Source organism: Planktotalea frisia, assembly GCF_001890925.1.
Classification (GTDB): domain Bacteria; phylum Pseudomonadota; class Alphaproteobacteria; order Rhodobacterales; family Rhodobacteraceae; genus Planktotalea; species Planktotalea frisia.
Window position 1 is genome coordinate 1 of the sequence record NZ_MLCB01000145.1, and the last position, 25,143, is coordinate 25,143.

Annotated in this window: 26 protein-coding genes and 2 pseudogenes; 6 read left to right on the forward strand and 22 right to left on the reverse strand. The window is 54.1% G+C overall.

Annotated features, from left to right (window positions below; genetic code table 11):
- Nucleotides 1-58: 58 nt before the first annotated feature.
- Nucleotides 59-193, reverse strand: a pseudogene (locus PFRI_RS11960) (response regulator); the annotation flags it as partial.
- A gap of 95 nt (nucleotides 194-288) precedes the next feature.
- Nucleotides 289-567 (reverse strand): CtrA inhibitor SciP, encoded by a 279-nt coding sequence (sciP, locus tag PFRI_RS11965; protein WP_072630946.1) that lies wholly within the window; start codon nucleotides 565-567, stop codon nucleotides 289-291.
- Nucleotides 568-691: 124 nt separating this feature from the next.
- Here sciP and mnmA point away from each other — a divergent pair, with 124 nt between their 5' ends.
- The 6 genes from mnmA (at nucleotide 692) to PFRI_RS11995 (ending at nucleotide 7,049) form a co-directional block, all read left to right on the forward strand.
- A complete protein-coding gene (mnmA, locus tag PFRI_RS11970; protein ID WP_072630947.1) occupies nucleotides 692-1,837 on the forward strand; it encodes a tRNA 2-thiouridine(34) synthase MnmA in 1,146 nt (381 codons plus the stop codon).
- A gap of 1 nt (nucleotide 1,838) precedes the next feature.
- Nucleotides 1,839-2,825, forward strand: coding sequence for an LLM class flavin-dependent oxidoreductase (locus tag PFRI_RS11975; protein ID WP_072630977.1), 987 nt, complete (start codon nucleotides 1,839-1,841; stop codon nucleotides 2,823-2,825).
- 145 nt (nucleotides 2,826-2,970) lie between these two features.
- A complete protein-coding gene (locus PFRI_RS11980) occupies nucleotides 2,971-3,273 on the forward strand; it encodes an FtsB family cell division protein (protein WP_072630948.1) in 303 nt (100 codons plus the stop codon).
- A 104-nt stretch (nucleotides 3,274-3,377) separates the two neighbouring features.
- On the forward strand, nucleotides 3,378-4,379 hold the full coding sequence (pdhA, locus tag PFRI_RS11985) for a pyruvate dehydrogenase (acetyl-transferring) E1 component subunit alpha (protein WP_072630949.1): 1,002 nt from the start codon (nucleotides 3,378-3,380) through the stop codon (nucleotides 4,377-4,379).
- 3 nt (nucleotides 4,380-4,382) lie between these two features.
- The gene (locus PFRI_RS11990; protein ID WP_072630950.1) at nucleotides 4,383-5,753 is read left to right on the forward strand and encodes a pyruvate dehydrogenase complex E1 component subunit beta; all 1,371 of its coding nucleotides are present in this window, start codon (nucleotides 4,383-4,385) and stop codon (nucleotides 5,751-5,753) included.
- Between the two features lie 12 nt (nucleotides 5,754-5,765).
- Nucleotides 5,766-7,049 carry a pyruvate dehydrogenase complex dihydrolipoamide acetyltransferase gene (locus PFRI_RS11995; protein ID WP_072630951.1) on the forward strand — a complete coding sequence of 428 codons (1,284 nt, stop codon included), beginning with the start codon at nucleotides 5,766-5,768 and terminating at the stop codon, nucleotides 7,047-7,049.
- A 115-nt stretch (nucleotides 7,050-7,164) separates the two neighbouring features.
- Here the strand turns inward: PFRI_RS11995 and cysE are convergent, their stop codons facing one another.
- The 20 genes and pseudogenes from cysE to fabF form a co-directional block, all read right to left on the reverse strand.
- Nucleotides 7,165-7,977 carry a serine O-acetyltransferase gene (gene cysE / locus PFRI_RS12000; RefSeq protein ID WP_072630952.1) on the reverse strand — a complete coding sequence of 271 codons (813 nt, stop codon included), beginning with the start codon at nucleotides 7,975-7,977 and terminating at the stop codon, nucleotides 7,165-7,167.
- Nucleotides 7,978-8,080: 103 nt separating this feature from the next.
- Nucleotides 8,081-8,368 (reverse strand): DUF7742 family protein, encoded by a 288-nt coding sequence (locus PFRI_RS12005; protein ID WP_072630953.1) that lies wholly within the window; start codon nucleotides 8,366-8,368, stop codon nucleotides 8,081-8,083.
- A gap of 5 nt (nucleotides 8,369-8,373) precedes the next feature.
- Entirely contained in the window at nucleotides 8,374-12,390 is a 4,017-nt protein-coding gene (locus PFRI_RS12010; RefSeq protein ID WP_072630954.1) for a baseplate multidomain protein megatron, read from the reverse strand.
- A 2-nt stretch (nucleotides 12,391-12,392) separates the two neighbouring features.
- Nucleotides 12,393-12,826: pseudogene (locus tag PFRI_RS12015) on the reverse strand (NlpC/P60 family protein).
- Between the two features lie 11 nt (nucleotides 12,827-12,837).
- On the reverse strand, nucleotides 12,838-13,725 hold the full coding sequence (locus PFRI_RS12020; protein WP_072630955.1) for a phage/gene transfer agent baseplate hub protein: 888 nt from the start codon (nucleotides 13,723-13,725) through the stop codon (nucleotides 12,838-12,840).
- A complete protein-coding gene (locus PFRI_RS12025) occupies nucleotides 13,722-14,354 on the reverse strand; it encodes a DUF2460 domain-containing protein (protein WP_072630956.1) in 633 nt (210 codons plus the stop codon). The genes PFRI_RS12020 and PFRI_RS12025 overlap by 4 nt, the downstream gene beginning before the upstream one ends.
- Before the next feature lie 22 nt (nucleotides 14,355-14,376).
- The gene (locus PFRI_RS12030; protein WP_072630957.1) at nucleotides 14,377-15,042 is read right to left on the reverse strand and encodes an RcGTA-type gene transfer agent tail tape measure protein; all 666 of its coding nucleotides are present in this window, start codon (nucleotides 15,040-15,042) and stop codon (nucleotides 14,377-14,379) included.
- Nucleotides 15,035-15,241, reverse strand: coding sequence for a rcc01693 family protein (locus PFRI_RS12035; protein WP_072630958.1), 207 nt, complete (start codon nucleotides 15,239-15,241; stop codon nucleotides 15,035-15,037). Before PFRI_RS12035 ends, PFRI_RS12030 begins: the two co-directional genes overlap by 8 nt.
- Nucleotides 15,238-15,564 carry a gene transfer agent family protein gene (locus PFRI_RS12040; protein ID WP_072630959.1) on the reverse strand — a complete coding sequence of 109 codons (327 nt, stop codon included), beginning with the start codon at nucleotides 15,562-15,564 and terminating at the stop codon, nucleotides 15,238-15,240. Before PFRI_RS12040 ends, PFRI_RS12035 begins: the two co-directional genes overlap by 4 nt.
- Nucleotides 15,564-15,980, reverse strand: coding sequence for a phage major tail protein, TP901-1 family (locus tag PFRI_RS12045; RefSeq protein ID WP_072630960.1), 417 nt, complete (start codon nucleotides 15,978-15,980; stop codon nucleotides 15,564-15,566). Before PFRI_RS12045 ends, PFRI_RS12040 begins: the two co-directional genes overlap by 1 nt.
- Nucleotides 15,981-16,022: 42 nt before the next feature.
- Nucleotides 16,023-16,427 carry a DUF3168 domain-containing protein gene (locus tag PFRI_RS12050; RefSeq protein ID WP_072630961.1) on the reverse strand — a complete coding sequence of 135 codons (405 nt, stop codon included), beginning with the start codon at nucleotides 16,425-16,427 and terminating at the stop codon, nucleotides 16,023-16,025.
- Entirely contained in the window at nucleotides 16,424-16,762 is a 339-nt protein-coding gene (locus tag PFRI_RS12055; protein WP_072630962.1) for a head-tail adaptor protein, read from the reverse strand. Before PFRI_RS12055 ends, PFRI_RS12050 begins: the two co-directional genes overlap by 4 nt.
- Nucleotides 16,759-17,358 carry a head-tail connector protein gene (locus PFRI_RS12060; protein ID WP_072630963.1) on the reverse strand — a complete coding sequence of 200 codons (600 nt, stop codon included), beginning with the start codon at nucleotides 17,356-17,358 and terminating at the stop codon, nucleotides 16,759-16,761. The genes PFRI_RS12055 and PFRI_RS12060 overlap by 4 nt, the downstream gene beginning before the upstream one ends.
- 168 nt (nucleotides 17,359-17,526) lie before the next feature.
- A complete protein-coding gene (locus PFRI_RS12065; protein ID WP_072630964.1) occupies nucleotides 17,527-18,720 on the reverse strand; it encodes a phage major capsid protein in 1,194 nt (397 codons plus the stop codon).
- A 27-nt stretch (nucleotides 18,721-18,747) separates the two neighbouring features.
- Nucleotides 18,748-19,326 (reverse strand): HK97 family phage prohead protease, encoded by a 579-nt coding sequence (locus PFRI_RS12070; RefSeq protein WP_072630965.1) that lies wholly within the window; start codon nucleotides 19,324-19,326, stop codon nucleotides 18,748-18,750.
- A gap of 11 nt (nucleotides 19,327-19,337) precedes the next feature.
- Nucleotides 19,338-19,559 (reverse strand): GTA head formation protein, RCAP_rcc01685 family, encoded by a 222-nt coding sequence (locus tag PFRI_RS12075; protein ID WP_072630966.1) that lies wholly within the window; start codon nucleotides 19,557-19,559, stop codon nucleotides 19,338-19,340.
- Nucleotides 19,556-20,740 (reverse strand): phage portal protein, encoded by a 1,185-nt coding sequence (locus PFRI_RS12080; RefSeq protein ID WP_072630967.1) that lies wholly within the window; start codon nucleotides 20,738-20,740, stop codon nucleotides 19,556-19,558. The genes PFRI_RS12075 and PFRI_RS12080 overlap by 4 nt, the downstream gene beginning before the upstream one ends.
- A gap of 91 nt (nucleotides 20,741-20,831) precedes the next feature.
- Nucleotides 20,832-22,208: a DNA-packaging protein gene (locus PFRI_RS12085; RefSeq protein WP_072630978.1), complete on the reverse strand. Its 1,377-nt coding sequence runs from the start codon at nucleotides 22,206-22,208 to the stop codon at nucleotides 20,832-20,834.
- A 461-nt stretch (nucleotides 22,209-22,669) separates the two neighbouring features.
- A complete protein-coding gene (gene mltG, locus PFRI_RS12090) occupies nucleotides 22,670-23,824 on the reverse strand; it encodes an endolytic transglycosylase MltG (RefSeq protein ID WP_072630968.1) in 1,155 nt (384 codons plus the stop codon).
- Nucleotide 23,825: 1 nt separating this feature from the next.
- Nucleotides 23,826-25,085, reverse strand: coding sequence for a beta-ketoacyl-ACP synthase II (gene fabF, locus PFRI_RS12095; protein WP_072630969.1), 1,260 nt, complete (start codon nucleotides 25,083-25,085; stop codon nucleotides 23,826-23,828).
- Nucleotides 25,086-25,143 lie beyond the last annotated feature (58 nt).

The window sequence follows — 25,143 nt, forward strand, 5'->3', positions numbered from 1 at the left end:
TCAGACAATTTCCGCGTCATAACCCATGAAAAAATTCGGGTTTTGGGGTAGCAGCGGTATAGTCATATAGTTTTGCCAGATCGATCCCTTCTTCACCAAAGGACGTCGTGTACACGTTCAGGTTTGCATGGGTCAGCATCATATCGATGCTTTTGGAAGTTGTAGGATCGTCCTCGACCAAGAGTACGCGCATAGGGTTCACTCCGTTTAGCTTTTCGTCAAATGCAAATTGGGCGAAAATAGTTAACCCATCGTTACTTAAGTTAATGTTTTTATATCACAATCAACCTAAAGTTGTCTATACACCTGCGCACTCGTGGTCTTCAGCGCTTTTTCACCATGATTTGCAACGGCTTGCACCCATTGCGAGAATTCTTCCTCGCTCAACGAATATCGCTCAAGCGCTTCGTCCTGGGTGATCAATCCGTTGGTGACAGCGCGCACGACCGCCGCTTTGCGTGACGCGACCCAGCGCCGAGTCGTTTCCGAGGGCAGGTCAGCGCGACTCATAACTTTGCCATTAGGAAGGGTGACCGCTCGCGGCCCGTCGATTTTCTTGAGATACATTTGATCGCCTCATGTCTACTTCTGGCCTTTCTGCACCCAATCTCTTAAAGCGACGTGAACCCGCCTCTTGAGAATACATAGGATTTTCCTATATTTCCTTGGATTTTGGTAAGGAGTTGCCGTCATGGCACTGGACACGTCCGAAAAGTTAAACAGCCTTGGCTTCGCCAAACCACCGTCAGAGACGCGCGTTGTCGTGGCGATGTCGGGTGGCGTGGACAGTTCTGTTGTCGCCGCACAGCTTGCATCTGAGGGCTATGACGTCGTCGGCGTAACCTTGCAGCTATATGATCATGGTGCCGCTCTGGCCAAAAAAGGCGCGTGTTGTGCAGGTCTTGATATCCACGATGCGCGCCGTGTGGCCGAAGAAATGGGATTCCCGCATTACGTGCTCGATTATGAGAACGTCTTTAAGGATGCGGTGATTGATGAGTTTGCGGACAGCTATCTCGCGGGCGCGACCCCCGTGCCGTGCATTCGGTGCAATGAGCGGGTGAAGTTTAAGGATTTGCTTGAGACAGCAAAAGACCTTGAGGCCGATTGCATGGCGACGGGTCACTATATCCAGCGCAAGATGGGGCCTGAGAAGGCTGAGTTGCACAGTGCAGCCGATGATGCGCGCGATCAGAGCTATTTTCTGTTCTCGACCAAGCAAGAACAATTGGACTACCTGCGTTTTCCGCTCGGCCACCTGCCGTCTAAGGATGCAACGCGCGAGCTGGCAAGCAAGTTCGGGCTGAGCGTGGCAGACAAGCCCGACAGTCAGGACATTTGCTTTGTGCCCAATGGCAATTACGCGGCTGTCATCGAAAAACTGCGCCCCGGTGCGGCGGAGCCTGGCGAGATCGTTGATGTTGAGGGCAATGTGCTGGGTCAACATAACGGTGTTATTCACTACACCATTGGGCAACGTCGCGGGTTAGGTATCGGTGGCTTGGCCGACCCGCTTTATGTTGTGCGCCTTGATGTGGACGCGAAACAGGTGATTGTTGGGCCGAAAGAGCTGCTCAGCACGCGCACGATCCCTGTGCGCGAAATCAATTGGCTTGGGGATGCGCTACTGACGTCGCAAGAGGAATGGCATGTGTTGGTGCGCGTGCGCTCGACCCGTCCGCCAAAGCCCGCAATCATTCGCCCTATTTCCGAGACAGAAGCAAGCGTTGAGTTACTCACACCAGAAGACGGCGTGTCACCGGGCCAAGCCTGCGTATTTTACGACGCAGACAGCACACGCATCTTTGGCGGTGGCTGGATTTGGCGCGGGTATTGAGATGACACAGTTCTCACTGCTTGATCTTTCGCCGATTCCCGAAGGTCATACCGCACGAGATGCGATCGACAATACTGTTGCTCTCGCGCAGGCGGCTGAAAAAGCGGGCTATCATCGCTATTGGCTGGCTGAGCATCATAACATGCCCGGCATCGCGAGTGCGGCAACATCGATTATCATTGCGCAAGTCGCGGCAGCGACCAACACCATACGCGTCGGCGCTGGCGGCATTATGCTCCCGAACCATGCACCTTTGGTGATTGCGGAACAATTCGGCACATTGGCCACGCTTTATCCTGATCGCGTTGATCTTGGACTTGGGCGCGCACCGGGAAGCGATATGGCAACTGCGCGCGCGTTGCGTCGTCATATGGCACCCGAAGACAGTTTTCCGCAGGATGTGCAGGAACTTATCGCCTATCTATCGGCAGGTGGTGGCGACATGTCTGTGCGCGCTGTTCCGGGGTTTGGCACGCAAGTGCCCGTGTGGATTTTGGGTTCTAGCCTCTATGGCGCGCAACTCGCCGCCTATCTGGGTTTGCCTTATGCCTTCGCGTCCCACTTCGCGCCTGACGCGTTAGAGCAAGCTTTGCAGATCTATCGCAGCACATTCCAACCTTCCGAGCATCTCGAAAAACCGCATGCAATGCTTGCCGCTGGCGTATGCGTTGCGCCGAGCGATGAAGAAGCACAGCTCTTACGTTCATCCCAACTGCTTGCGTTTGCGCGCTTACGCACAGGGCAACCTGGTGCACTTCCCCTACCCGTTGACGCGATTGAAGAGCATGTCGCGCCCGCAGTTTTGCAACAGGTCAATCATGCGCTGTCTTGCTCTGCGACTGGCTCACCTGAGACCGTGGAGCTTAGGCTCAAAGAAATTATCGCACGTTATCAACCGGATGAGATCATGCTTACGGGCGCAATTCATGACAATACTGCGCGCATTCGCTCGTTCGAGTTGGCAGCAAACATTCTCAAGTCTCTCTAAATCGCTTTGCGTGCGCACGATTGTGCCCTCAGGCACACACCTGCCTTGCGAGTTTTCATGCTATGGGGAAAAAAGGCTGACCAACCTCAAAGCTTCGTGGCACTAAGACTGCACAGCGACCGCAAGAGTCGCCTTCGAGGGCAGTATGCAACCAAAAACCGCGAGACCAGCGCTTGGCGCTTTGATCTATTTCGCAACGGCGTTCAGCCTTGCGACGTATTTCACGTTCGCGGCCGTCCAAGGTGATTACGGCGTATTTCGTCGTGCGGAAATTACGGTTGCGGCAAAAGACCTCGAAGTTCAACTGAGCCAACTCAAAGGCGAAGTGAACGAGATGGAAAATCTCACCAAACGTTTGTCGGACACCTATCTGGACCTTGATCTGCTGGATCAACAAGCCCGCGATGTTCTGGGGCTTTTACGCTCGGATGAAATCGTAGTTCGTTAACCAAAGCGTTACTTGTACTATTGTACTCTGGTCAGCATGGTTTTCCTGCGTTACACTATGGTTTAACGCTAAACCACTGTTGTTTCTGGGAGGATACACCGCATATGGCCGCGCGAAAATCGACTGCGAAATCGAACGTTTCAGCTGACGACTTGCTGAAGCACTACAAAGACATGCTTCTCATCAGACGCTTTGAAGAAAAGGCCGGTCAACTTTATGGCATGGGTCTGATTGGCGGATTCTGCCATCTCTACATTGGTCAAGAAGCGGTTGTTGTCGGTCTTGAGGCCGCCGCAGAGGAAGGTGACAAGCGGATCACATCGTATCGTGATCACGGTCACATGTTGGCCTGCGGAATGGATCCCAATGGTGTTATGGCAGAGCTGACAGGCCGCATGGATGGCTATTCCAAGGGCAAAGGCGGCTCTATGCACATGTTCTCCAAGGAGAAGCATTTCTATGGCGGGCACGGCATTGTTGCTGCGCAAGTTCCGCTGGGTGCTGGCCTCGCGTTTGCCGATAAGTACCAAGAGAATGGTCGCGTGACCTTCACCTATTTCGGCGATGGCGCTGCAAACCAAGGTCAGGTTTACGAAACATTTAACATGGCCGCTATTTGGGACCTTCCTTGCATTTTTGTCATTGAAAACAACCAGTACGCTATGGGCACATCGCAGAACCGCTCCACCTCCACCCCTGATTTGCACACGCGCGGCGAAGCATTTGGCATTCCAGGTGAAATCGTAGACGGTATGGATGTTATGGCTGTGAAGGAAGCTGGCGAACGCGCTGTAAAACACTGCCGTTCTGGCAAGGGCCCCTACATTCTAGAGATCAAAACATACCGCTATCGCGGCCACTCTATGTCGGACCCAGCGAAATACCGCACCCGCGAGGAAGTGCAGAAAATGCGCGATGAACGTGATCCAATTGAACAAGTCCGCGATGTTCTGCTGACAGGCAAACACGCGAGCGAGGAAGATTTGAAAGCGATCGATAAAGAAATCAAGAAAGTGGTAAATGCATCAGCCGAATTCGCCAAAGACAGCCCATTGCCCGATGTGTCAGAGCTTTGGACCGACATCTATGCAAAAGTGGAGGCGTAAATCATGGCTATCGAAATCCTAATGCCCGCCCTTTCGCCGACGATGGAAGAAGGCACGCTTACCAAGTGGTTGGTGAAAGAAGGCGACACAGTTTCGTCTGGCGACATCATTGCTGAAATCGAAACCGACAAAGCCACGATGGAATTTGAAGCAGTAGATGAAGGTGTCATCGGCTCGATCCTCGTGCCCGAAGGCAGCGCAGGCGTCGCAGTGAACACAGCGATTGCGTTGCTCTTGGAAGATGGCGAAAGCGCGGATGATATTTCCGCGACAGCTCCAGCCACGGCGTCAGCGCCTGCAACGACCGTCGCCGCGGTGCCGATCCAGCACAACGATACGCAAAGTGAACCTCAATGGAGCGCGCCTGAGCCGGATTGGCCCGAGGGCACTCAGATGAAACAACAAACTGTTCGCGAAGCATTGCGCGAAGCGATGTCCGAAGAAATGCGCGCCGATGAGAGCGTGTTTTTGATGGGGGAAGAAGTTGGCGAATACCAAGGTGCTTACAAGATTTCTCAAGGGATGCTCGATGAATTTGGCCACAAACGTGTTATCGACACGCCTATCACAGAGCATGGTTTTGCTGGTATCGCTGTGGGTGCTGCCTTTGGTGGTCTAAAGCCCATCGTTGAGTTCATGACGTTTAACTTCGCCATGCAAGCTATTGATCATATTATCAATTCTGCCGCCAAGACGCTCTACATGTCAGGTGGTCAAATGGGTGCGCCGATGGTGTTTCGTGGCCCCAATGGTGCCGCTGCGCGAGTCGGTGCGCAACACAGCCAAGACTACGCTGCTTGGTATGCACATATTCCCGGTCTCAAGGTCGTCATGCCCTACACTGCCGCTGATGCGAAAGGACTGATGAAGTCGGCGATCCGCGATCCGAATCCAGTGATCTTCCTTGAAAATGAAATCCTTTATGGCCGTACATTCGATGTGCCTGTGCTTGATGATTTCACTGTCCCAATCGGAAAAGCCCGGATTGCACGCGAAGGGTCTGATGTAACCATTGTGAGCTTTGGTATTGGCATGAGCTACGCAATGGAAGCCGCTGATAAGTTGGCGGAAAACGGGATCTTTGCAGAGGTCGTAGATCTTCGCTCCCTGCGTCCGATGGACACACAAACCGTGATCGAAAGCGTGAAGAAAACCAACCGCTGCGTCACCGTTGAAGAAGGTTGGCCGGTCGGCGCCATCGGCAATCATATTTCGGCCGTTTTGATGCAAGAGGCGTTCGACTATCTCGACGCCCCTGTGATCAACTGCACAGGTAAAGACGTTCCGATGCCCTACGCCGCCAACCTCGAAAAGCTCGCTCTGACTACCACCGCAGAGGTGATAGAGGCTGTGCAAAAAGTAACGTATCGTTAAGGGAGAAACACAATGGCAATCGAAATTCTCATGCCCGCGCTGTCCCCCACGATGGAGGATGGCACGCTCGCCAAATGGTTGGTCAAAGAGGGCGACACTGTCTCGTCCGGTGATTTGCTCGCTGAGATCGAAACCGACAAAGCTACAATGGAATTTGAAGCCGTCGATGAAGGTGTCATCGGTAAAATTTTGGTCGAGGCGGGAACCGCAGGTGTTTTGGTCAACAGCCCTATAGCGCTTTTACTCGAAGACGGTGAAGACATGGCAGATGCGACGCCCGCCGCTGCGCTGCCTGCTGCAAGCGCTTCTAACGAACCAGAACCATCGACAGCCCCCGCGCCCGTATCTGCGCAAATAGCGAAACCAGAGCCCAATGGAACACGTGTCTTTGCTTCCCCACTCGCGCGGCGCATCGCTGCGGACAAAGGGATCGATCTGAAATCAGTTGCTGGCAGCGGCCCCAAGGGGCGCATTGTTAAAGCAGACGTTGAAAACGCATCTGCCGCTTCGGCACCACAAGCAGCTACGGCCTCGGCAAAGTCAGTCCCGAACGTAGCAACAGCGCAAGTGAACCCGAGCCAGATCGCCAAAATGTATCAAGGCCGCGACTTCACCGAAATCCCGCTCGATGGCATGCGCAAAACTATCGCTGCCCGCCTTACAGAAGCCAAACAAACCATTCCACATTTCTACCTGCGCCGCGACATTCATCTAGATGCGTTGCTCAAGTTTCGCAGCCAGCTCAACAAACAACTTGCTGAACGTGATATAAAACTATCGGTCAATGATTTCATCATCAAAGCCTGTGCGCTTGCGCTGCAACAAGTGCCTGCGGCCAACGCTGTTTGGGCCGGTGATCGCGTGCTTCAGATGAAAGCTTCAGACGTTGCTGTTGCAGTCGCAATCGAAGGTGGCCTCTTCACACCTGTCTTGCAAGACGCTGACACAAAGTCACTTTCTGCACTTTCGGCTCAGATGAAAGATCTGGCGAGCCGAGCGCGTGACCGCAAACTCGCGCCGCATGAGTACATGGGTGGCAGCTTCGCAATCTCTAACCTTGGCATGATGGGCATTGAAAACTTCGATGCTGTGATCAACCCACCACATGGTGCCATCCTGGCCGTGGGTGCTGGTGTCAAAAAGCCCGTTGTAAGTGCGGAAGGTGAACTCGACGTTGCGACGGTGATGTCCGTCACGCTGTCAGTGGATCACAGGGTGATTGACGGCGCACTGGGCGCTGAACTTCTCGCCGCTATCAAGGCAAATTTGGAAAACCCGATCGCAATGCTCGCTTAAGCTAGCAACGCCGATCTTCACCTTTCCGAGTAAACTTCCGCCAGAGGCACCGCCTGACCCTTAGGGTCAGGCTATATAAGCCTGCGGCACTAGCAGCAGCCAATTTCGTCAAATGCTATTTAGGCGCAGAGTTGATCAATTGATGCATTGAGACCGATGGCTGGTCACATCCGGCTTCACCAACAATTTTAGCAGGCACACCCGCCACAGTTTTACACGGTGGCACTTCGGCAAGCACGACTGATCCAGCCGCAATCCGGCTGCAATTCCCAATCTTTATGTTACCGAGCACCTTGGCACCTGCACCGATAAGAACACCATCACCAATCTTGGGGTGACGATCTTCCTCTTCTTTACCCGTGCCACCAAGCGTCACAGAGTGCAGCATGGAAACGTTGTCACCAACAACCGCTGTCTCACCAATGACGATAGAATGCGCGTGATCAATCATGATACCTTTGCCAATGCGCGCTGCCGGATGAATATCGACACCAAAAATCTCGGACACACGCATTTGCACAAAATACGACAGATCTTTGCGACCCGTCCGCCAAAGCCAGTTCGCTATGCGATAAGCTTGTATTGCTTGAAACCCTTTGAAAAACACCAAAGGTTGTAACAGGCGATGGCATGCAGGATCACGATCAAAAATCGCCATCAAATCAGCACGTGCGGACTCAACGATGTTTGAATCCTTTTCATAGGCTTCATCTGCAATATCACGCAAAATGATCTGACTCATTTCGTTCGAATGAAGTTTCGCCGAAAACCTATACGACAGCGCTTTTTCTAAGCTGTTGTGATGCAAAACACAGGCATGCAACAATCCACCCAAAAGAGGTTCGTTTTGCACTGCTGTTTGAGCTTCATGCGAAATCCGATCCCAGACGGGATCGATGCTGTGAAGGGGCCTGTCAACTTGCGCCATCTTGAACGCTCCTGATTGTTCGCCCTATCTCTACATCAACAAGGCCGCAGGCCACAAATGCAAATAGGTGATAGTTCACAAACTTATGAGTGATAGATACACCCTACAGTTTCTCTTTAGAGGCTTCAAAAAGCGTTAAAACGACCGTAAGTAAAACAGTTAACATCTTGTAATCTAACGAAGATGGTATTTGGCCAAGACTATATCGCATCAGCAAACTCGTAATTGAGCCGTCGCCGTAAAACGGATGAACTTTCCCAGTTATTCCGTTAAAACAGGCCGCTTCATTGACACGTTTAAGCACCTCATGACATTTGGTGGCACGCTCATCCGGCCCAAATCCAGCGCAATATCGCGTGAGAGCAATCAAATCTTGCAATGTCAGCGGCATATTATTCAACCACTCAAAGACAAACGCGCAAATAGACCTGGGCCAAAACGCTCAGAGACTTGTGCTACGCGTATTTCAAACGTGCCAGTGACACCATCAGCAACGCGCTGATTGAGCGAATAGGTAAATTGCGCAACGTCGACCAAGTCAGTCCGCAATAAAATCCCGTTCGCTACGATCTGCACGACGTATTGCTCGCGCTCTTCCCCCAATGGAACATCGCCCCAGGTCCAATTGTCGCCTTCAATACGCGTACGCCTAACCCAATTAAATACCAAGTCACCGCCCGCGCTTGAAACGTTTAAATGCGTAGGTGCGTAGGGCCGCAACCCTACCCCTTGAAAGCTTTCAACGCGATGTTCGTAGGCGGGGTCATCATACCCACGTGGCGCTGGTCCAATGCGGTAGTGCCGCTCCACACCGCGATCCGAACTGCGCAAACCGATCTGATTTGGCATGCCATTCAACAAAACAAAAACAGACCCCGTCGGCCAAGCATCCGGCACCAAGCCATCCGTGCCAAACTGTCCGCGCAATCGCAGGCTCAGATCGTAGGTATCGGGTGCCACCAGTTCTGCGCGCTGAAACTGAAACACTTCCCAGTTTCCAGCGGACCCATCACCAATCGCAGCCAAGTTGCCACCCGCGAGCATCGTTTCACGCGCAATGCTCTCTAGTTGATCACTGGCCAGTCGAACCCTCAGCGGTTCTCCGCGATCCACGAGACCAAAGACGCTTGAGTTCATTGATGTCAGCGTCTCGCCAATAACAGACCGCCCTTGCGTATAGGTGTTAAAACCGTAATCCGCATCAATTGGCGCGTCATAAACGGCCACAGCAACAGGCCAAGGCGTCGCCGTCGCAGCAACATGTGGCGCATGCGGGATCTCATTTCCTGTGATCAAAGGCAGATCAAGAAAATACGGCAGAACAGGTACAGCTGCCACAAAGGGCCGTGTTGAGATTACATCGTCTGCAAAAGGCGAAGGACGATAGACATTCGGTTCAATACGCACAGCTTCCAGAATCTGGCTTTCACCTTGCTCCACACGATCCACTCGAAACTGGGTGTCGCCCTGCCCGCCTTTCAGACGCACAACATCACCTGCTTTGACCGCGAGCTTTGAGGGCGGCAGCGCGAAACGGATTGCTTCACGCGAAACGCGCGCTTCACTCAACCAACGCTCTAACATTTGTCGCGCCTCGGGTCGCGTCATTGCCAATGGCAGGTCCGTTGATGAAATTGCGTGGCTGTCATCATGCGGCAGCACCGTCTCTTCAACAATCACATCGAAATCTGCATCCGCTTGAACAAAGCTCGCCCGCAAACGTCCGGCAAGGTCCGCATCAGAACCACGAACGACCTCATAATCGCCTTGGATCTCAGAGTGGTTGACCAAACAGCTTTCAGCAATTTCTACGTCACTTTGACCGTCGCGCATCACGAAATGCAAAACACCCTCGCGCTCAATAGCATCAAATCCATAGCGCAGCATCAAGGGCTGCAAAGCACTTCGCGCCTCAAGCACGTCAGCGATCTGATAACCGCGCACAACACCATAAAGCTTACTGACATTAAAACGTATCTCGCCGACGCGCGCGCAAATTTCCGCGACAACCGACGCCAACGAACGCGCACTTGTGCGTCCATTCAGCCAATGCCCACGCGTGTAGTTTTCCCCATCCGACCACAAATCTAAACGGTTCGGGAAATGCGGATAAGGTCGTGTATCCCAAGCCCATGCAAATGCGCGGCTCATATCAATCATCGAACCGTCATAGACCTGCGACACCGGATTATGCGCACGATCTTCCCAATATTCCGTCACTGCATGCACATATTGCATCTGCATCAACTCATCGCGTTGGCCATTTGAATAATAGGGCAAATCCGACTCTGACGATTTGGGATCAAGAAACTTATTTGGTTGATTGGTTCCCTTATCCACTGACGCGCAACCATACTCTGTGAACCAAATCGGCTTGGACTGCGGCACCCAAGCGCTTGCCCCTGCCTGGCGCACACCCGCAATGCGGTTATGATGCGGCTGGCTCCACCAGCTTTTCAAATCCTTGTATCGGTAAAGCCAAGGCTCACCATGCGCGCCATCAGTGATCGGCGTGCGGATTTGCGCTGCGCGCGCTTCATCTGAATGGTAGTACCACTCGAAACCTTCACCGCCTTCAATGTTGCTCTTGAGATAGTCCAGCGCATAGATCGAGCCCCACGGCGCATCTAAATGTTCTTCGCCGTCACGCCAATCCGACAGCGGCATATAGTTATCAATTCCGATGAAATCGATATTCTCATCCGCCCAAAGCGGATCAAGATTGAAATAATGATGACCTTTGCCATCTTGAGGGGAATAACCAAAATACTCGGACCAATCCGCAGCATAGCCAATCTTGCATGCAGGCCCCAACAGTGCGCGCACTTCAGCGGCGAGGTCCATCAACTCAGCAACAGCGGGAAAACTATGCGCGGCACCACGAATTTGGGTAAGCCCACGCATTTCAGAACCGATACAGAATGAATCCACGCCACCCGCTGCCGCACAGAGGGCCGCGTTGTGCAAAATGAACCGACGAAAGCGCCACTCATTCGGACCAGAATAGTTCACCGAGCCCGAGGAAACATTAAAATCACTCGCACTTGCCGTGCCAAAGAACGCAGCAACTTCTGCACTTGAAGCTGCACTTTCATCAGGGGATCCATTGCGCAACGGAGCCACAGAACTGGTGATCCGCCCGCGCCAAGGTAGCTTTGGCTGGCTATTCGCATCACTCCACGGGTCAGCAAGGCCGTTGCCAGCCAGTTGATCCATCAAAATGAACGGATAAAACATCACCGCCTGTCCGCGCGCCCTCAACTCTGCAATCGACTCCAGCACAGAGTTATCCGACGGCGTCCCCCCATAAACAGGGCGCTCACTCTCTAACGGTATCGCCTCTGCTGACGCACGATCCAATCCTGCGACGGACCATTGTAAACGATCCCCCTCAAGCTCTTTTTGCTCAACTTTCGGCCTTATCTCACACAGATTACAGCGCAAATCATCGCCGAACCAACTGACCACCAGTGAGGCCGCTTTACAATTTGGAAGCTCCTCTTCGAGCATTTTCAACGACGTCGCAATATCACTACGATAGCTTGGCGAATTAACGTTGATGCTTTGCTTACGGCCTAAACCAAGGTCGTAGTGAACAGGCGTCGTCGCCAAAGAAAATTCGCCTGACCCAGGCATCAACGCCACCGCTTTGATGTCTTGTGTCATATCGCTGGCGCGACCATCCTGAACCGTTTCACCGCCACGAATAACCTCGAAAGTGAACTGCGGAACCCGATTTCCAAAATCAGCCAGTTGCAGGTTCTCGAACACAACATAAGCCGTCCCGCGATACGCAGGTGTCTTGCCACTGCCCTCAACCGCCTCGATCTTGGGATCCGGTAGTTGTGTCTTCGAACCCGTATAAACGCGCATATTCAAATCGACTGCGCTGACTTCGACACCATCAGCCCAAACCCGTCCTATTGACGTAATCTCGCCTTCACACAGCGCGACAGCGATTGAAATTGTATAGGCATAGCTCTGCGTTAACGTAGTATCGCGCGTTGTCGTTGTGATGGAACCGACTTCTGCGCGCGCGCCGCCTTTTCCGCCCGATTGCTGCGCCGCTTGAGTTTGCGTGCTCACTTGCGTCCCCGTAGATGTGTACACGCGCTCTTCAAACTCACTCGACCAAATCACTTGTCCGGCCACGCGCATGCGGCCAAAGATCTGCCCGATCGGTCGTCCCTCTCCTGCACCGGTCAGTCTGAAACGGTTCATTTGACCCGTTTGCACCGTCTCGGATCCACCACCAATAATATGCTGATCCGTGCGCACTGTACGACGATCAATCGCACTACCCACCATCGCACCCGCAAACCGCCCAACCGCGGACATCGACAGCCCTAGGATTGAACCACCAATAGAAGACCCCAGCGACGCACCAGCCGCAGACAAAAGGATTGTAGCCATGGTTAAACTCCCAATGGAAATGCAAAATGAGCCGCGATGCGACGTTGCCAAGGTTGGCTAAGCGGGCTTTCTGTGACCGAATGACCACTATAAGCGTGAATAAAAGTTGGCTCAGAACCCGCGTCTGCGCAGATTCCAATATGTTTCGCGATGGAGCCTTCGCGCATGCGAAACAACAATACATCTCCTGCTACCAAGCCCTCTTGGCGCGGCAACAAATACCGCAAAGCTGCACGCAAGAGCACTTCGTCGCCTTGTGGCTCAGCCCAATCTTGCGAATAGGCAGGCACCATCTCAGGCTCCGCTCCGTAAAGCGCACGCCAAACACCTCGCAATAGCCCTAAACAATCGGTCCCACATGCTGCAAAGACGCTTGATGACGATAGGGCGTTCCGATCCAGGCACGCGTGGCATCGAGCACTGTAGATGCGGGCATTATCTCGCTACTCATCGACGGCTTCCACCATCGCGCGCAGGTGCCTTGCTTGGATGCACCATCATCCATTCCTCTTCGGGAATGTCTGGGAAACCTTGATAATTCAGCACATTCGAAAACTTGCTGCCACAGGTTTCAAACCGCTTATCGCAGCCGGCGATCAATCGAATACTGTCACCTTCGCGAACATCCGCGCGCAAGGGTTCCCACAAAGTCACCTCGCGAAACGACCCAAAGAACCGATCCACTTTGATCGCCCCGCCGAGCCCCTTTGCATCCCCACTCAGAATGTCCAAACGTCCGCGCTCAAACCAGCTCTCACCAAAGCCACTCATGCCGCTAAAACGAAAGACACGCTCGTTCTCGACCTCAGCCACCGCGCGTTCAACATGGTAGTCTTCACTTGCCAGATTAACGCCGCAAGCTGCGTCGCCTAACACCGCACCACAAGGTTTCTGATAAACGCGCCCCACAGGACGGTTCAACAGATCGGTCAACCCCCGCAACTCAGCTTGAAACGCCCCGCCTGCGCGACGAATTTCACCAATGTTACCGCGAAATTGGATAATCCGTTGTTCAGGTGCGCTCCAGTTGATCAACCAAGAGGTCACTTCGGCTCCATCAAACCGTCCTGCATCAATATCGCTAGCTTTGATTGCAGCATCACTTAACGCGCCAATGGCTTCTGTGTTGTCCACAGACAAGCCTGTACTCTGTTGCAAGGCCATCGCCGATAGCCCCGTGTCCGGCTTGAACACAACTCCATCAAACGTCAGCGCTAAATCATGATCCGTAAATCCGAACGCCACGCCGTCGCGACGCTCAATCAGCCAAGCACGACACAACGTTGTAACACCCGTGTCCAAATGCGCCTGTAGCTCTGTAGGAAGCACGCTCATAAACGCACCTCAACCACTGGAATGCTCGGCACTTCACCTGCTTGAAAACTCGCCGCCGACGTGTGAATGCGATCCGCATCAAAGCGCACGGGTACGTCATACTCGAACCCGGCGGTAATATCACGGCCCTCGTCAGGTGCGCGGTCAAAGATCAAAACACCCCGCGCCAGATCCACTTCGAAATGCACACCTTCGCTTTGCGGATCCCCCGCGAGGCTTACCAATACAGTTCCACTCACAGGCTTCGCAATGTTACGTGTGTAACTCTCGTCGCCAGAACGATAAGTTTTGGTCAGCTGAAATTCAGTCGTGACGCCGTCGCCATACCCAATCGTCTGATCTCCATGTGCGACGGTCTCTGAGGGTTTGCACGACTTGAAATCCGACCAATCCTTCCAACGAAACGCAAACATCTGCCCACGCCGCGCCTCAAAGAACTTGAGCACCTCATCCACATCATCCATCGCACGCAGGCCAACGCCTGCGTCATACCGGCGACGCGAATGCGCCCACGGCGTGTTGCGCTCTTCATATCCGTTGCTCAACGTCACAATATCCGTGCGCCGCTCAGGTCCACCCATTGAGCCAAAACTCAACGCTGCCGGAAATCTAATCTCATGAAACTGCATCTCTTTTCCCTCTTACAATCGTCTAGCGCGTACGCTGAGAGCGCCCCAAAGCGCGGCTCATCTGGGCTGCAATCTGGCTTTGCGAGCGACGAAACCCCTCAACATCCGGTGTCGAAATATTCACAACAATCGGCGCAGATCGCCCGCCGCCGCCGCTCGCTTGAACCCCCAGCTTGCCGTCAGCACCGCGTGTGAGCGGCAAAATCGCTTCAGGACCTGCCTCGCCCATCAAGCCTGTGCCACCACGCATCGGAAAGGTTGTCGGCCCATTTACAATTCCGCCATTGGCAAACGCCGTGACCCGCCCTTGCGTAAAACTGCCGCCTTTTTCGAACGGCATTAACCCTTTCATCAGAGTGTCCACACCACCTGCAATCAAGCTTGAGAAATGATTAGTGACCGGCTTCACAGCGGACGTAAGCGCTGCACTCGCCATCGAACGCCCCACGTCTTTCAGCGCATCACTCAGCTTTTCACCGTCAAACACCACGCCTTCCAACGCCCCGCGCAACGAACGCGAGAGCGACGCATCAAGGCTCTGAACACCTCTACCCGTCGTCTCGAACGTCCCTTGAATCCGCTTCATTTCCGCATCAAACGTTGAGGCCATACCCGCTGCGTTCGCAAAGCTTTCATCAAGCGCTTCAAGCTGTGTCTCCACAGAACTGAAGCTATCAAAATCACTCATTCTGAGCCTTCATTTCTCTCGTTGCGCCGCGCGCATCATCTGGATAGAGCCGCAACAAATCGGCCAAACGTGCGCGCCCCATCGGGGCGTCACCGCTGCCATGTCCAAGCATCACCATCAGTTCCGATGGCGTCAGCGCCCAAAACTCGTCAGATGTCATCCCGGCACGCATCAGATCAGGCCAATTTACAGCACTCATGCACGGCGCTCTTCGGGCAGCAAAAACGCGCGTGCGAGGAGTTGCGCCGCCACCTTCGCGGCCCCCATCGGCCCACCTGCAATATCTGACGACAACAACTCGCCGCGCGTCACCATCCAGCCGCCACCGCGCAAACCAGCAACGATCAAACTCAACACATCACCGCTGGAAAACGCACCTGTCTCAAAGCGCTCGACCAAAGCCACCAACGTGTCATCGCCCAAAGTGACTTCGAGTTCCGCCAAAGCCCCAAGGGTCAGCGCCATCGGGCGCTCTACCTCGTCCACAACCAGTGACACACGTCCGCTCCATGGATTGTCCATTAGCTATCCGCCGTGAAGACCAGCTCACCAGCGGAAGCCATTGAAATTTCGTAGGTTGCCTCGCCATTATGAGCACCCGAATATTCAATCGCGCTGATCTGGAACGGGCCTTGCACAATTCCAAAATCCGGAATGATCACTTGAAAATTCGGGATCTCTCCATCAAAGAAAATCTGACGCGCGCGTTCATCTGTCGCCTCATCGCGAAACACGCCGGACCCCGACAACGCAGCAGTCTTTACGCCCGCACCCGACAGCAACTCGCGCCAGCCACCCGCACTGCTCAGGTTCGTCACATCCACCGTTTCCGCATTAAAACTCACCCGCGTGGCCCGTAAGCCCGCCATGGTTTCAAACATACCCGTTCCATTCACATCCACTTTTATCAGTAGATCTTTACCGTTTTGTGCACCCATGATGCTCACTCCATTTGTTCAATAAATTCAGGACCGCTGCGGTCAAACTTCCAAGCGCGCGCGAAATTTCAGATCAATCTTGCGTTGCCCGGCACTACTGCGTTTGGCCTGACTTGCGCGAAACCACAGACCGACGATACGCCCCCTGGACGGCATCAACGACGCGGAATCCAGCGCCGACCAAATCGCCGCTGCCGCTTGCTTGAGCACCAGAAAACTGTTCGCTGTGCTCATCACCGAAATTGACAGATCATGCACAGCCCCAGCCCCGCTTTGATCCGACGCGTCTTTGACGCTTTCCTCTCCGATCAAAACGTACAAGTCAGGCACAGGACCAGCAGGCATCGCGTTATAGACATGCACGCCCACAATCGCCCCAAGATCTGCATCACCAGACAGTCGATCATAAACCGCCGTCTGCAATACATCGGACAAAAGATCACTCATACCGCTCTCTCCTCAACCGCGTAGCATACCAGATACCGCCCCATCGGCTCCGCCTCAGCGACAGCCGTAATGCGATAAATGCGTTCTCCTTCGCGAAATCTTTGCTCTGGACGTGGCCGCATGTCAGATCCATGCGGCATCGCGCGAACTCTGATTTTCATAGCCAGCTTTGATTTGGCAACGCCAAGCCCGCCACTCTCACGTCCCGAAAAGCTGCGCACCTCAGTCCACAATGTGCCAAGCGCGCTCCAGTCAGAATGTGCGCCACCGGCACCATCGGCACTTTGGACTTGTTTTTCCAAAACCAAGGCGCGGTTTAGACAGGGCGCACTCATGCGCGCGCACCTGCAAACAAACGCATCGGGCGATAACGCTCGATCAAAGTCTGCACACCAAAAGGCATGCACCCGCGGGTCAACGAAGTCTCATCGCGATACTCGTAGTAATGAGCCGCAAGCAAAAACACCGCCTGCGCCAAATCATCCGGCAAATCGCTCCACTGCGGCCCAAAACCCGCTTGAAAACGAATGCTTGCTTTACCCCCAAAAGGGATCGAGCCAAAGCCACCACCGCGTGCGATGATTTTCGGGCGCTGAGAGTCGATTTCCAACGCGTAACAATCGGGCGACATAATCAAATCAGCCCCGTCTGCATCACATATTTCCAACGCCTCAATCACGCGTACAGGCGCAATCGGCAGACTCTCGGCGCTGGGATCACGCCAGCGCGTGACGGACCATGAAAACGCACGCGAGATCAGCGCTTTTCCAGTGCGTGCTTCAACCGCAGCAAGCGCTGCTTTTAGAAAACTCTTTAGAACAGGGTCTTGCACATCGTCTTGCGCAAATCCTGTCCCGAGACGCAAATGCGCTTTAAAGGCAGCGAGAGGCAAAACCTCATCTGGCACCGAGGCCTCTTCGATCAACATCATCGATATCTCCAAATTAGTCATACCTCCCCCTGACAAAGGTGGGCGCGCACAGCCTGAGTTGCTCGGACGGAGGGGAGCAGCTAGACAACTCAGGTTCTCTCTGCACACGCCCAGAGGGCGAAAGACCGAGCGAGAACCCAGCCTTTCGCATTCGCAACTCAGCTTGTTTTAGCTGGCTGCGAATTTCAAAAGCTTGATGGCGTGAAAATCAGTCACATCGCCGCCAACGCGTTTAGTTGCATAGAACAACACGTTCGGTTTAGCTGAGAACGGATCGCGCAAAACACGCAGGTCAGGGCGTTCGGCAATCGTGTAGCCCGCTGCAAAATCGCCAAAAGCTATCGCAGGTGACCAACTCGCAATGTCCGGCATATCCTCACAAATGACGACCTTGTAACCCATCAAAAGCGACGGCTCGCCCGCAGCATAACCGTCAGACCACAAGAAACGCCCGTCGCCGTCTTTCAGTTTACGCACTGCACCAGCAGTTTTCGAGTTCATCACAAACGTTGCATTCGCACGGTACCGCGCAGGCAATGCATAAACCAAATCGACAATCGCATCAGCAGGCGCGGCAGTGTTGAAATCACCGTCCGCCTCGCTCAACACATGCCCAATTTCGCCCCACGCTTCAGAACCATTCGCAGCCGTTGCATAGGTTAAGAAACCTTTCGGCTTATCAACACCGTCACCGCTGATAAACGCAGCACTCTCAGCGCGTGCAAATTTGTCCGCAATTTTGCCAGCGAGCCAGCTTTCAATGTCAAACGCACTGTCATCAAGCAAGCGTTGCGACACTTTCGGCAAAGCACTGAGTTCATGCAAAGGAATGGAAATGCGATCCACCTGCGGCGAACCTGTCTCAGACGCATCCGCTGTTTCGCTTGCCCAACCAGCACCTGCATCTGTGTGATCAACCAAAACGTCATACGATGTGGCCTCCACATTCACGATGCTCGCGACAGCACGCAAGGACGCTGCCCCCTTAAGCACGCTTTGCACTGTTTCAGATGTTTGCGGGTCTACAAGGTAACCTCCGTCTGCCGCGACGGCTGTGGACATCGCTTTGCCCTCCATCTCAATGCCGCGCAGCTGATCTTCGTCGCCGCTACGCACATAAGCGCCAAACGCCTTCTCATGAGGTGCCGTTTCTTTCGCAGCCGAAGACAAGGCCGGACGCGCCGCACGCGCTAGTGACTTACGTTCATACATAGTTAATCGCTCTTCTTGCTGTTGAAATCGTTGATCAGTTGCAGCTGTGTGGCTTTGAAAGCCAGCTACGAAATCCGTTAAGGCGGACTTCAGTTCCTGGGCAGGAGACAGATCTTCCCCGGCCCGAGAATTCATCTCAGGATCGCTCATCGCTTGGTCCTCTTTCAGTGTTAGAAATTAATGTCCGTTGCTGCTCATCTTTTGCATCTGCGGCAGCATCCCGCGCAGAACACTTGCAATATCGCGCAAACCCTCTCGGTCATCCTTACGCGGATCATCCGACTTAGACCCTACACGCGCACTTGCCAGCATTGGGAATGTCACCAACGACACCTCCCAAAGTTCCAACTCTTCCAGCTGACGCAAACCGCCAGCATCACGTCGCGCTTTCTTTGTGCGGTAGCCGATTGACAGACCATCAAGCGCGCCTGCGCTGATCAGCGTTGCCGCCTCTCGCCCACGGGCAACACCTTCCAAAAGACGACCCTTTACATAAAGGCCCTTGTCGTCTTCATGCACAGCGTCCCACACGCCAATTGGCTCGCTCGCATCATGCTGCCAAAGCATTTTCACATGCTGGCCTTGCTCTTTGAGCGCCTTCAAGGACTTAACATATGCGCCTTTCATGACGACATCGCCACCTTGATCAGATTGTCCAAACAAAGACGCATAGCCTTCAATCTCGACCCCATCCGTCACTTTCAACGTTTCGCCAAACCGACTGAATTTACGCTCCAGATCACTCTCAATTTGCATCTTTGATCCTCTCAAATATTTATTAAAAGCGGCTGAACGGCTTCCGCCAAAATAACCGCGACAACGCCGTAAACTGTCAGCCAGAGCCGCTTTTCGAGCCGTTCAATCAACGCTTCGATCCGGTCTAACCGCTTGCTAATGCCTTCAAATTGCAAGGTCGCGACACGCTCATGTGCCTCTAACCTCAACGCTGGTGCGCAATCAAACGCTTCAAACCCATAGCGTTCGCTCATGCGCTTTCCTCCCCGTTCAGAGGTGGCAAGCCAAGCAATGCGCGCTTCTCATCGACGGTTAGAAAATCCGCGGTCGAAACCCGCGCCCACTGCGCATCGCGCTCCACGGCCAATGCTGCGACTTGATCCAAATCAGGCTTCAACTCAACCGCTTCTCCAGTGTGTTGCGCCAACCAATCGCCAATCTTGCCCGCCACCTTGCTCGCCAAAGGCACAACTACCTGACGATAGAACGCGCGGTTCGCTTCTTGATAATTTGCATACGTTGCATCCCCCGGAATCCCGAGCAGCATCGGCGGCACACCAAACGCAATCGCAATCTCGCGCGCGGCAGACTCCTTGGTCTTTTGAAACTCCATGTCGCTCGGTGAAAAGCCCATTGGCTTCCAGTCCAAACCACCCTCTAACAACATCGGGCGCCCCGCATTCTTCGCACCTTGATGATAGGCTTCCATCTCATCCTGAAGGCGCTGAAACTGCTCCGGCCCAAGCGTGCCATTGCCGTCTTTGCCATGCACAACAATCGCTCCCGATGGCCGCGCTGCATTATCAAGCAACGCTTTTGACCAACGCGACGCACTATTGTGCACATCCAAGGCAGTTGCTGCTGCTTGCATAGGCGAAAGGCCGTAATGATCATCTTGCGGATGAAAACTCTTGATGTGACAAACCGATGGTTCGTCTCCACTCACATCAAAACGATGCTTGCGCGCGCCGACTGCATACTCATACGCCACAGGCCAGCCATCCGCGCCGGGCACCACCTTCATGCGATCCGAGCGCAACACATGCATCTCGAACGGCGCACCACTTTCGCTCGTCACAGCTTCTACATAAGCATCACCCGACAACAAAAGCTGGCCAAACAACGCCTCGAAAAACTCCGCCCTCCCTTGCGCGCCATTGGGTGCCGCAACAAGTTGCAAAAACTCATGTGTTTCAAAGCGTTGTTGGTTGTCTTGCAGCACCAATGGCACCGCCGCCGCCTCTGCAATCAGTTTCACCGCGCGAAAACCCACGGGATTGCCTGCGAAACCAGACCGCGTCAGCGACACTGTATCGCGCGCAGACCATGCCACACGCCCTGCCCCATGATACGCAATCACTGGTCCCGCTGCACTTGCTTTGCTCTCAATCGCGCCAGCCTCTTCGCTGCGCCGCTTGAAAAAATCGAATGCCATTTTTCTCTCCTCTTCGCACAGCTACCTTGATCGTGGCCCAATCGTTTCGGGCCACGTCAGTCATGCTTCATGTTCTGTAACTTCAGGCGCCCTAGAGCGACCGTATCTGGGGCCTACGCCAAGTTTGCGTCGGCTTAATCATCAATTCGAACAAGGCCCAAACCAGCGCGTCCACGCGATCTGGCGATCCTTTTCCGTCGTATCCTTGCGCCGTCATCAGGCACATCTGATCTTCCAATGCGCCAAGCCCGCGCATGTGTGTCACACGCCCTTGTTCGTACAAAGCCGCGACTGGCTCTGCCCGCGCCACCTTGCCTTTAGAGGCATGAACCGCAGTGATCGGCATAATCGGATCAACCTGACGGATCACCGAACTCACCATGTCCCCCCCTTGGTTCACTTCGACCACGAGCCGTTCTGCTTCCCAACGCTGCATCGCATCACTCGCCGCTTGAGCCCAAGCATTTGGCGACGCGCCTTGCACACTGGCATCTTCCAGAACCACCGCTTTCCACTCTTGTGGTGGGCCTTTGCATATCACCCCCGCCACGATAATTCCGCACTCGTCAGCCCCTGACTTCGACCCGGCTGGCGGATCAACCGCAAAAACGATGCGATCAAGCTGTGGAGATATGTTTACCCTATTGGCCTCTAACAAAGCGCTACTCCACAGTGCGCCCTCCGCGTCTTCAAGCAACAGACCTTCTAATTCCTGCCGCCCGAGCCGCGTGCCCGCATAGCGGCGTTCGACTTCTTCCAAGAAGCCACTCGCCAAATTCGCACTATTCGCTTCTGTCGCCGCGTGCGTTACGACCGAGCTTGGCGCTGCGATCAGATCTTTCAAGAAGCCAACCGTGCGCGGTGTGGTCGTCACACAAACTCTGGGGTCATCCCCCAATCGCAACGCGAATTGCAACATGTCCCAAGCGTCTTGCCCCCGCTTCCACTTGGCCAACTCATCGACCCACGCTCCGTCAAACTGCGGTCCACGCAAACTTTCGGGATCATGCGCCGAGAAAACCTGCGCCACTGCTCCATTAGGCCACAACAGACGCTTTCGGCTCGCTTGCCATTCCGGTCTGCGATCCGGTGGTGAGCACGCTAAAATCCCGCTCTCGCCAAAAATCATCACGTCTCGCGTCTGATCAATCGTCTCTCCAATTAGCGCAATGCGCGAGCAACGACCTTTGTCGCGCGCACCGGCACCCTCTACCTGCGCACGCACCCATTCGGCGCCCGCACGTGTTTTTCCAGCGCCACGACCGCCCATAACGATCCAAGAGCGCCAATCTCCTTCAGGCGGCAGCTGATGCTCCATCGCCCAAAACTCGAATAAAAAAGGGAGAGCCAACAGCTCCCCCTCTTCTAACTCATTTAGGAAGGCATCTCGGACAGCCTTGTCTGCGGAGGCGATCCAGTCGGCCCCCGATTGTAGTGCGGGCTTCGGCCAAATCGAGAGCGCTCCCATTTGCGCATTCTCTGCCACCTCTTTCTTGTTCGTACTTTTCAAGACGCAACTCCATCTCATGAGCGATTTTCAACCAGTCCCGAATGTCCCCAAGTACCTTGGTCGCTTCAGATTTTGGTCCCACTGTCCCTGCATCAACCTTCACAGTCATCCGGTTAAGCGCCGCAATGGCGCGCACCAGCTGTGCTTTAGCTGATATTTCTAGCTCAGAAAGATCCTGAACTGACACGCGTGGAGGTGTGTGTGTCATACATATTTACTCCTCATGCGAGTTTCCTCCGCACGAGAAAAAATGAAAAACGGCCCTGAGTTATTCACTCAAGGCCGCTTCGCCACTTCTCCTAGCATGTCACAACTTATAGGCGAGACCGTTCGCAAAGTCAAGCAAAACCAATTTGCGTCTTTACCTTAACCGTCCGGTATCATTAACAAAAATTTAACATTCGCCTTCGGTGGTCCCTCTAGTTGTTCGCCCGCTCCGCTTCGATCTGACGCCACCTTGCAACGTTTGCGTTATGCTCTGCAAGAGTGACTGCAAACGCGTGACCACCTGTGCCGTCCGCCACAAAGAAGATATAGGGCGTCTCATCAGGATCCACCGCCGCGCGCAAACTCGCCAATCCAGGGTTCGCAATTGGTGTGGGCGGCAATCCGTCAATCACATAAGTATTCCACGGTGTCTCACGGCGTAATTCACTACGACGCAAACCACGTCCAAGCACACCCTCGCCGCGCGTCACCCCGTAAATAACCGTTGGGTCTGTTTGCAGCTTCATCCCTTGGTTCAAACGATTGGTAAACACCGATGCCACCTGACGTCGCTCCTCCGCGACACCTGTTTCTTTCTCGATGATCGACGCCAGCGTGAGCATCTCTTCAGGGCTCTTGAGCGGAATATCATCGCGTCGCTGCGCCCAAACCTCGGCAATGCGTCGCTGTTGTGCGTCCATCATCCGCTGGATCAATTGCGCGCGCGTATCATTCGCCGTGATCTCGTAGCTATCGGGTGCCAACATGCCCTCAGGCGGCACCTCAGACACATCGCCAATTAGCAAATCAACCGACTTCAACTCTTCGACGACTTGCCAGCTTGTCACACCTTCGGCCAAGGCCACACGGTAGCGCGTATCAGACTCGCCGCGCACGCGGGTGTACTCGGCAGGTGCCTCTTCCTCTTCCGGGTTAAAGCTCGCTTTCTCGACAAACCGGTTCGTGCTTGGATCAAGCTGACGCACTTGCACCGTCGCACGCGTCACACCGATGCGATACACAATTTCGGTCCCACAAGAACTTGCCCCACCACGGGTAACAATGCTGACGATCTCTTCCATCGACGCATTCTCGGGTACAAGAAAACTACCCGCTTTCAATTGGTTGGTCTTGTCTTCGTAGTCCGCACCAATGCGAAACACAGATGGGCTGGAAATCGCACCCTGCTTGGCCAAATCATCGCTGACACGGCTCATAGTCGAGCCACGATCCACCTTTAAGCAGATCGCCTGCGCCAAAGGGCCCTCGCCGCGATATTGCCCTTGTCCCCAAAGAATAGCGCCTCCCAACAGGAAGAGCGCCACGATGAGAAATGTCACCGCGTTAGACGCAATGTGCCGCCACATATTAGTCGACCTTTCCGAACAACACGCTCGCGTTCGTGCCACCAAATCCGAATGAATTGCTCAAAGCGACGTTGATCTCACGTTTCACAGGCGCATTCGGAGCCAAATCGACAGCCGTTTCGACTGCTGGATTATCAAGGTTAATCGTCGGCGGTGCCACCTGATCACGGATCGCGAGGATCGAGAAGATCGCCTCAATCGCGCCAGCTGCGCCCAGCAAATGCCCCGTCATCGACTTCGTCGAGGACATAGTGACAGAGCCGGCATGCTCACCCATCATCCGCTCAACTGCGCCCAACTCGATGGTATCCGCCATCGTCGATGTGCCGTGTGCGTTGATGTAGTCGATATCTTTCGGCTCAAGGCCGGCTTTACCCAAAGCCGCGCGCATTGAGCGTTCGCCGCCCTCTCCGCTCTCGCTTGGCGCCGTGATGTGATACGCATCGCCGGACAGGCCATAACCGATCACTTCGGCGTAAATCTTCGCGCCGCGTGCTTTTGCGTGCTCATACTCTTCTAGCACGACAACGCCAGCACCTTCCCCCATCACAAAACCATCTCGGTCATTGTCATAAGGACGGCTCGCTTTGCTCGGATCATCTTCACGCTTTGTAGACAACGCCTTACACGCATTGAAACCAGCAATGCCAATCTCGGAAATAGACGCTTCCGCACCACCCGCAATCATCACATCCGCATCGCTTGTCATAATCAAACGTGCCGCGTCGCCAATGGCATGTGCACCTGTGGAACACGCCGTCACCACCGCATGGTTCGGCCCTTTAAAGCCGTAACGAATGCCCACTTGGCCAGAAATCAAGTTGATCAAAGCACCGGGAATAAAGAAAGGTGATACACGGCTTGGGCCGCGCTCATGGATCAAGATCGCTGTCTCGGCAATTGAATTCAATCCGCCAATGCCCGAGCCAATCATTACGCCTGTGCGCAACTTGTCTTCTTCATCTTCCGGCGTCCAACCTGCGTCTTCAACCGCCTGCGCAGCGGCCGCAATGCCATAAAGGATAAAGTCGTCCACCTTGCGACGCTCTTTGGGCAGCATCCAATCGTCCGCATTGAACGTACCGTCCGTGCCATCGCCAAGTGGAACTTCACAAGCGTATTTGGTTTTCACACGAGATGCATCAAAACGCGTGATCGGACCAGCACCGGACTTACCGGCCAAAATACGGCTCCACGTTTCCTCAACACCGCACGCTAATGGCGTGACCAATCCTAGACCTGTGACAACTACTCGGCGCATAAGACTGCCCTCTTCATGATATGTTCTTTTGACCTGCATACCAATGGATGAGGTACGG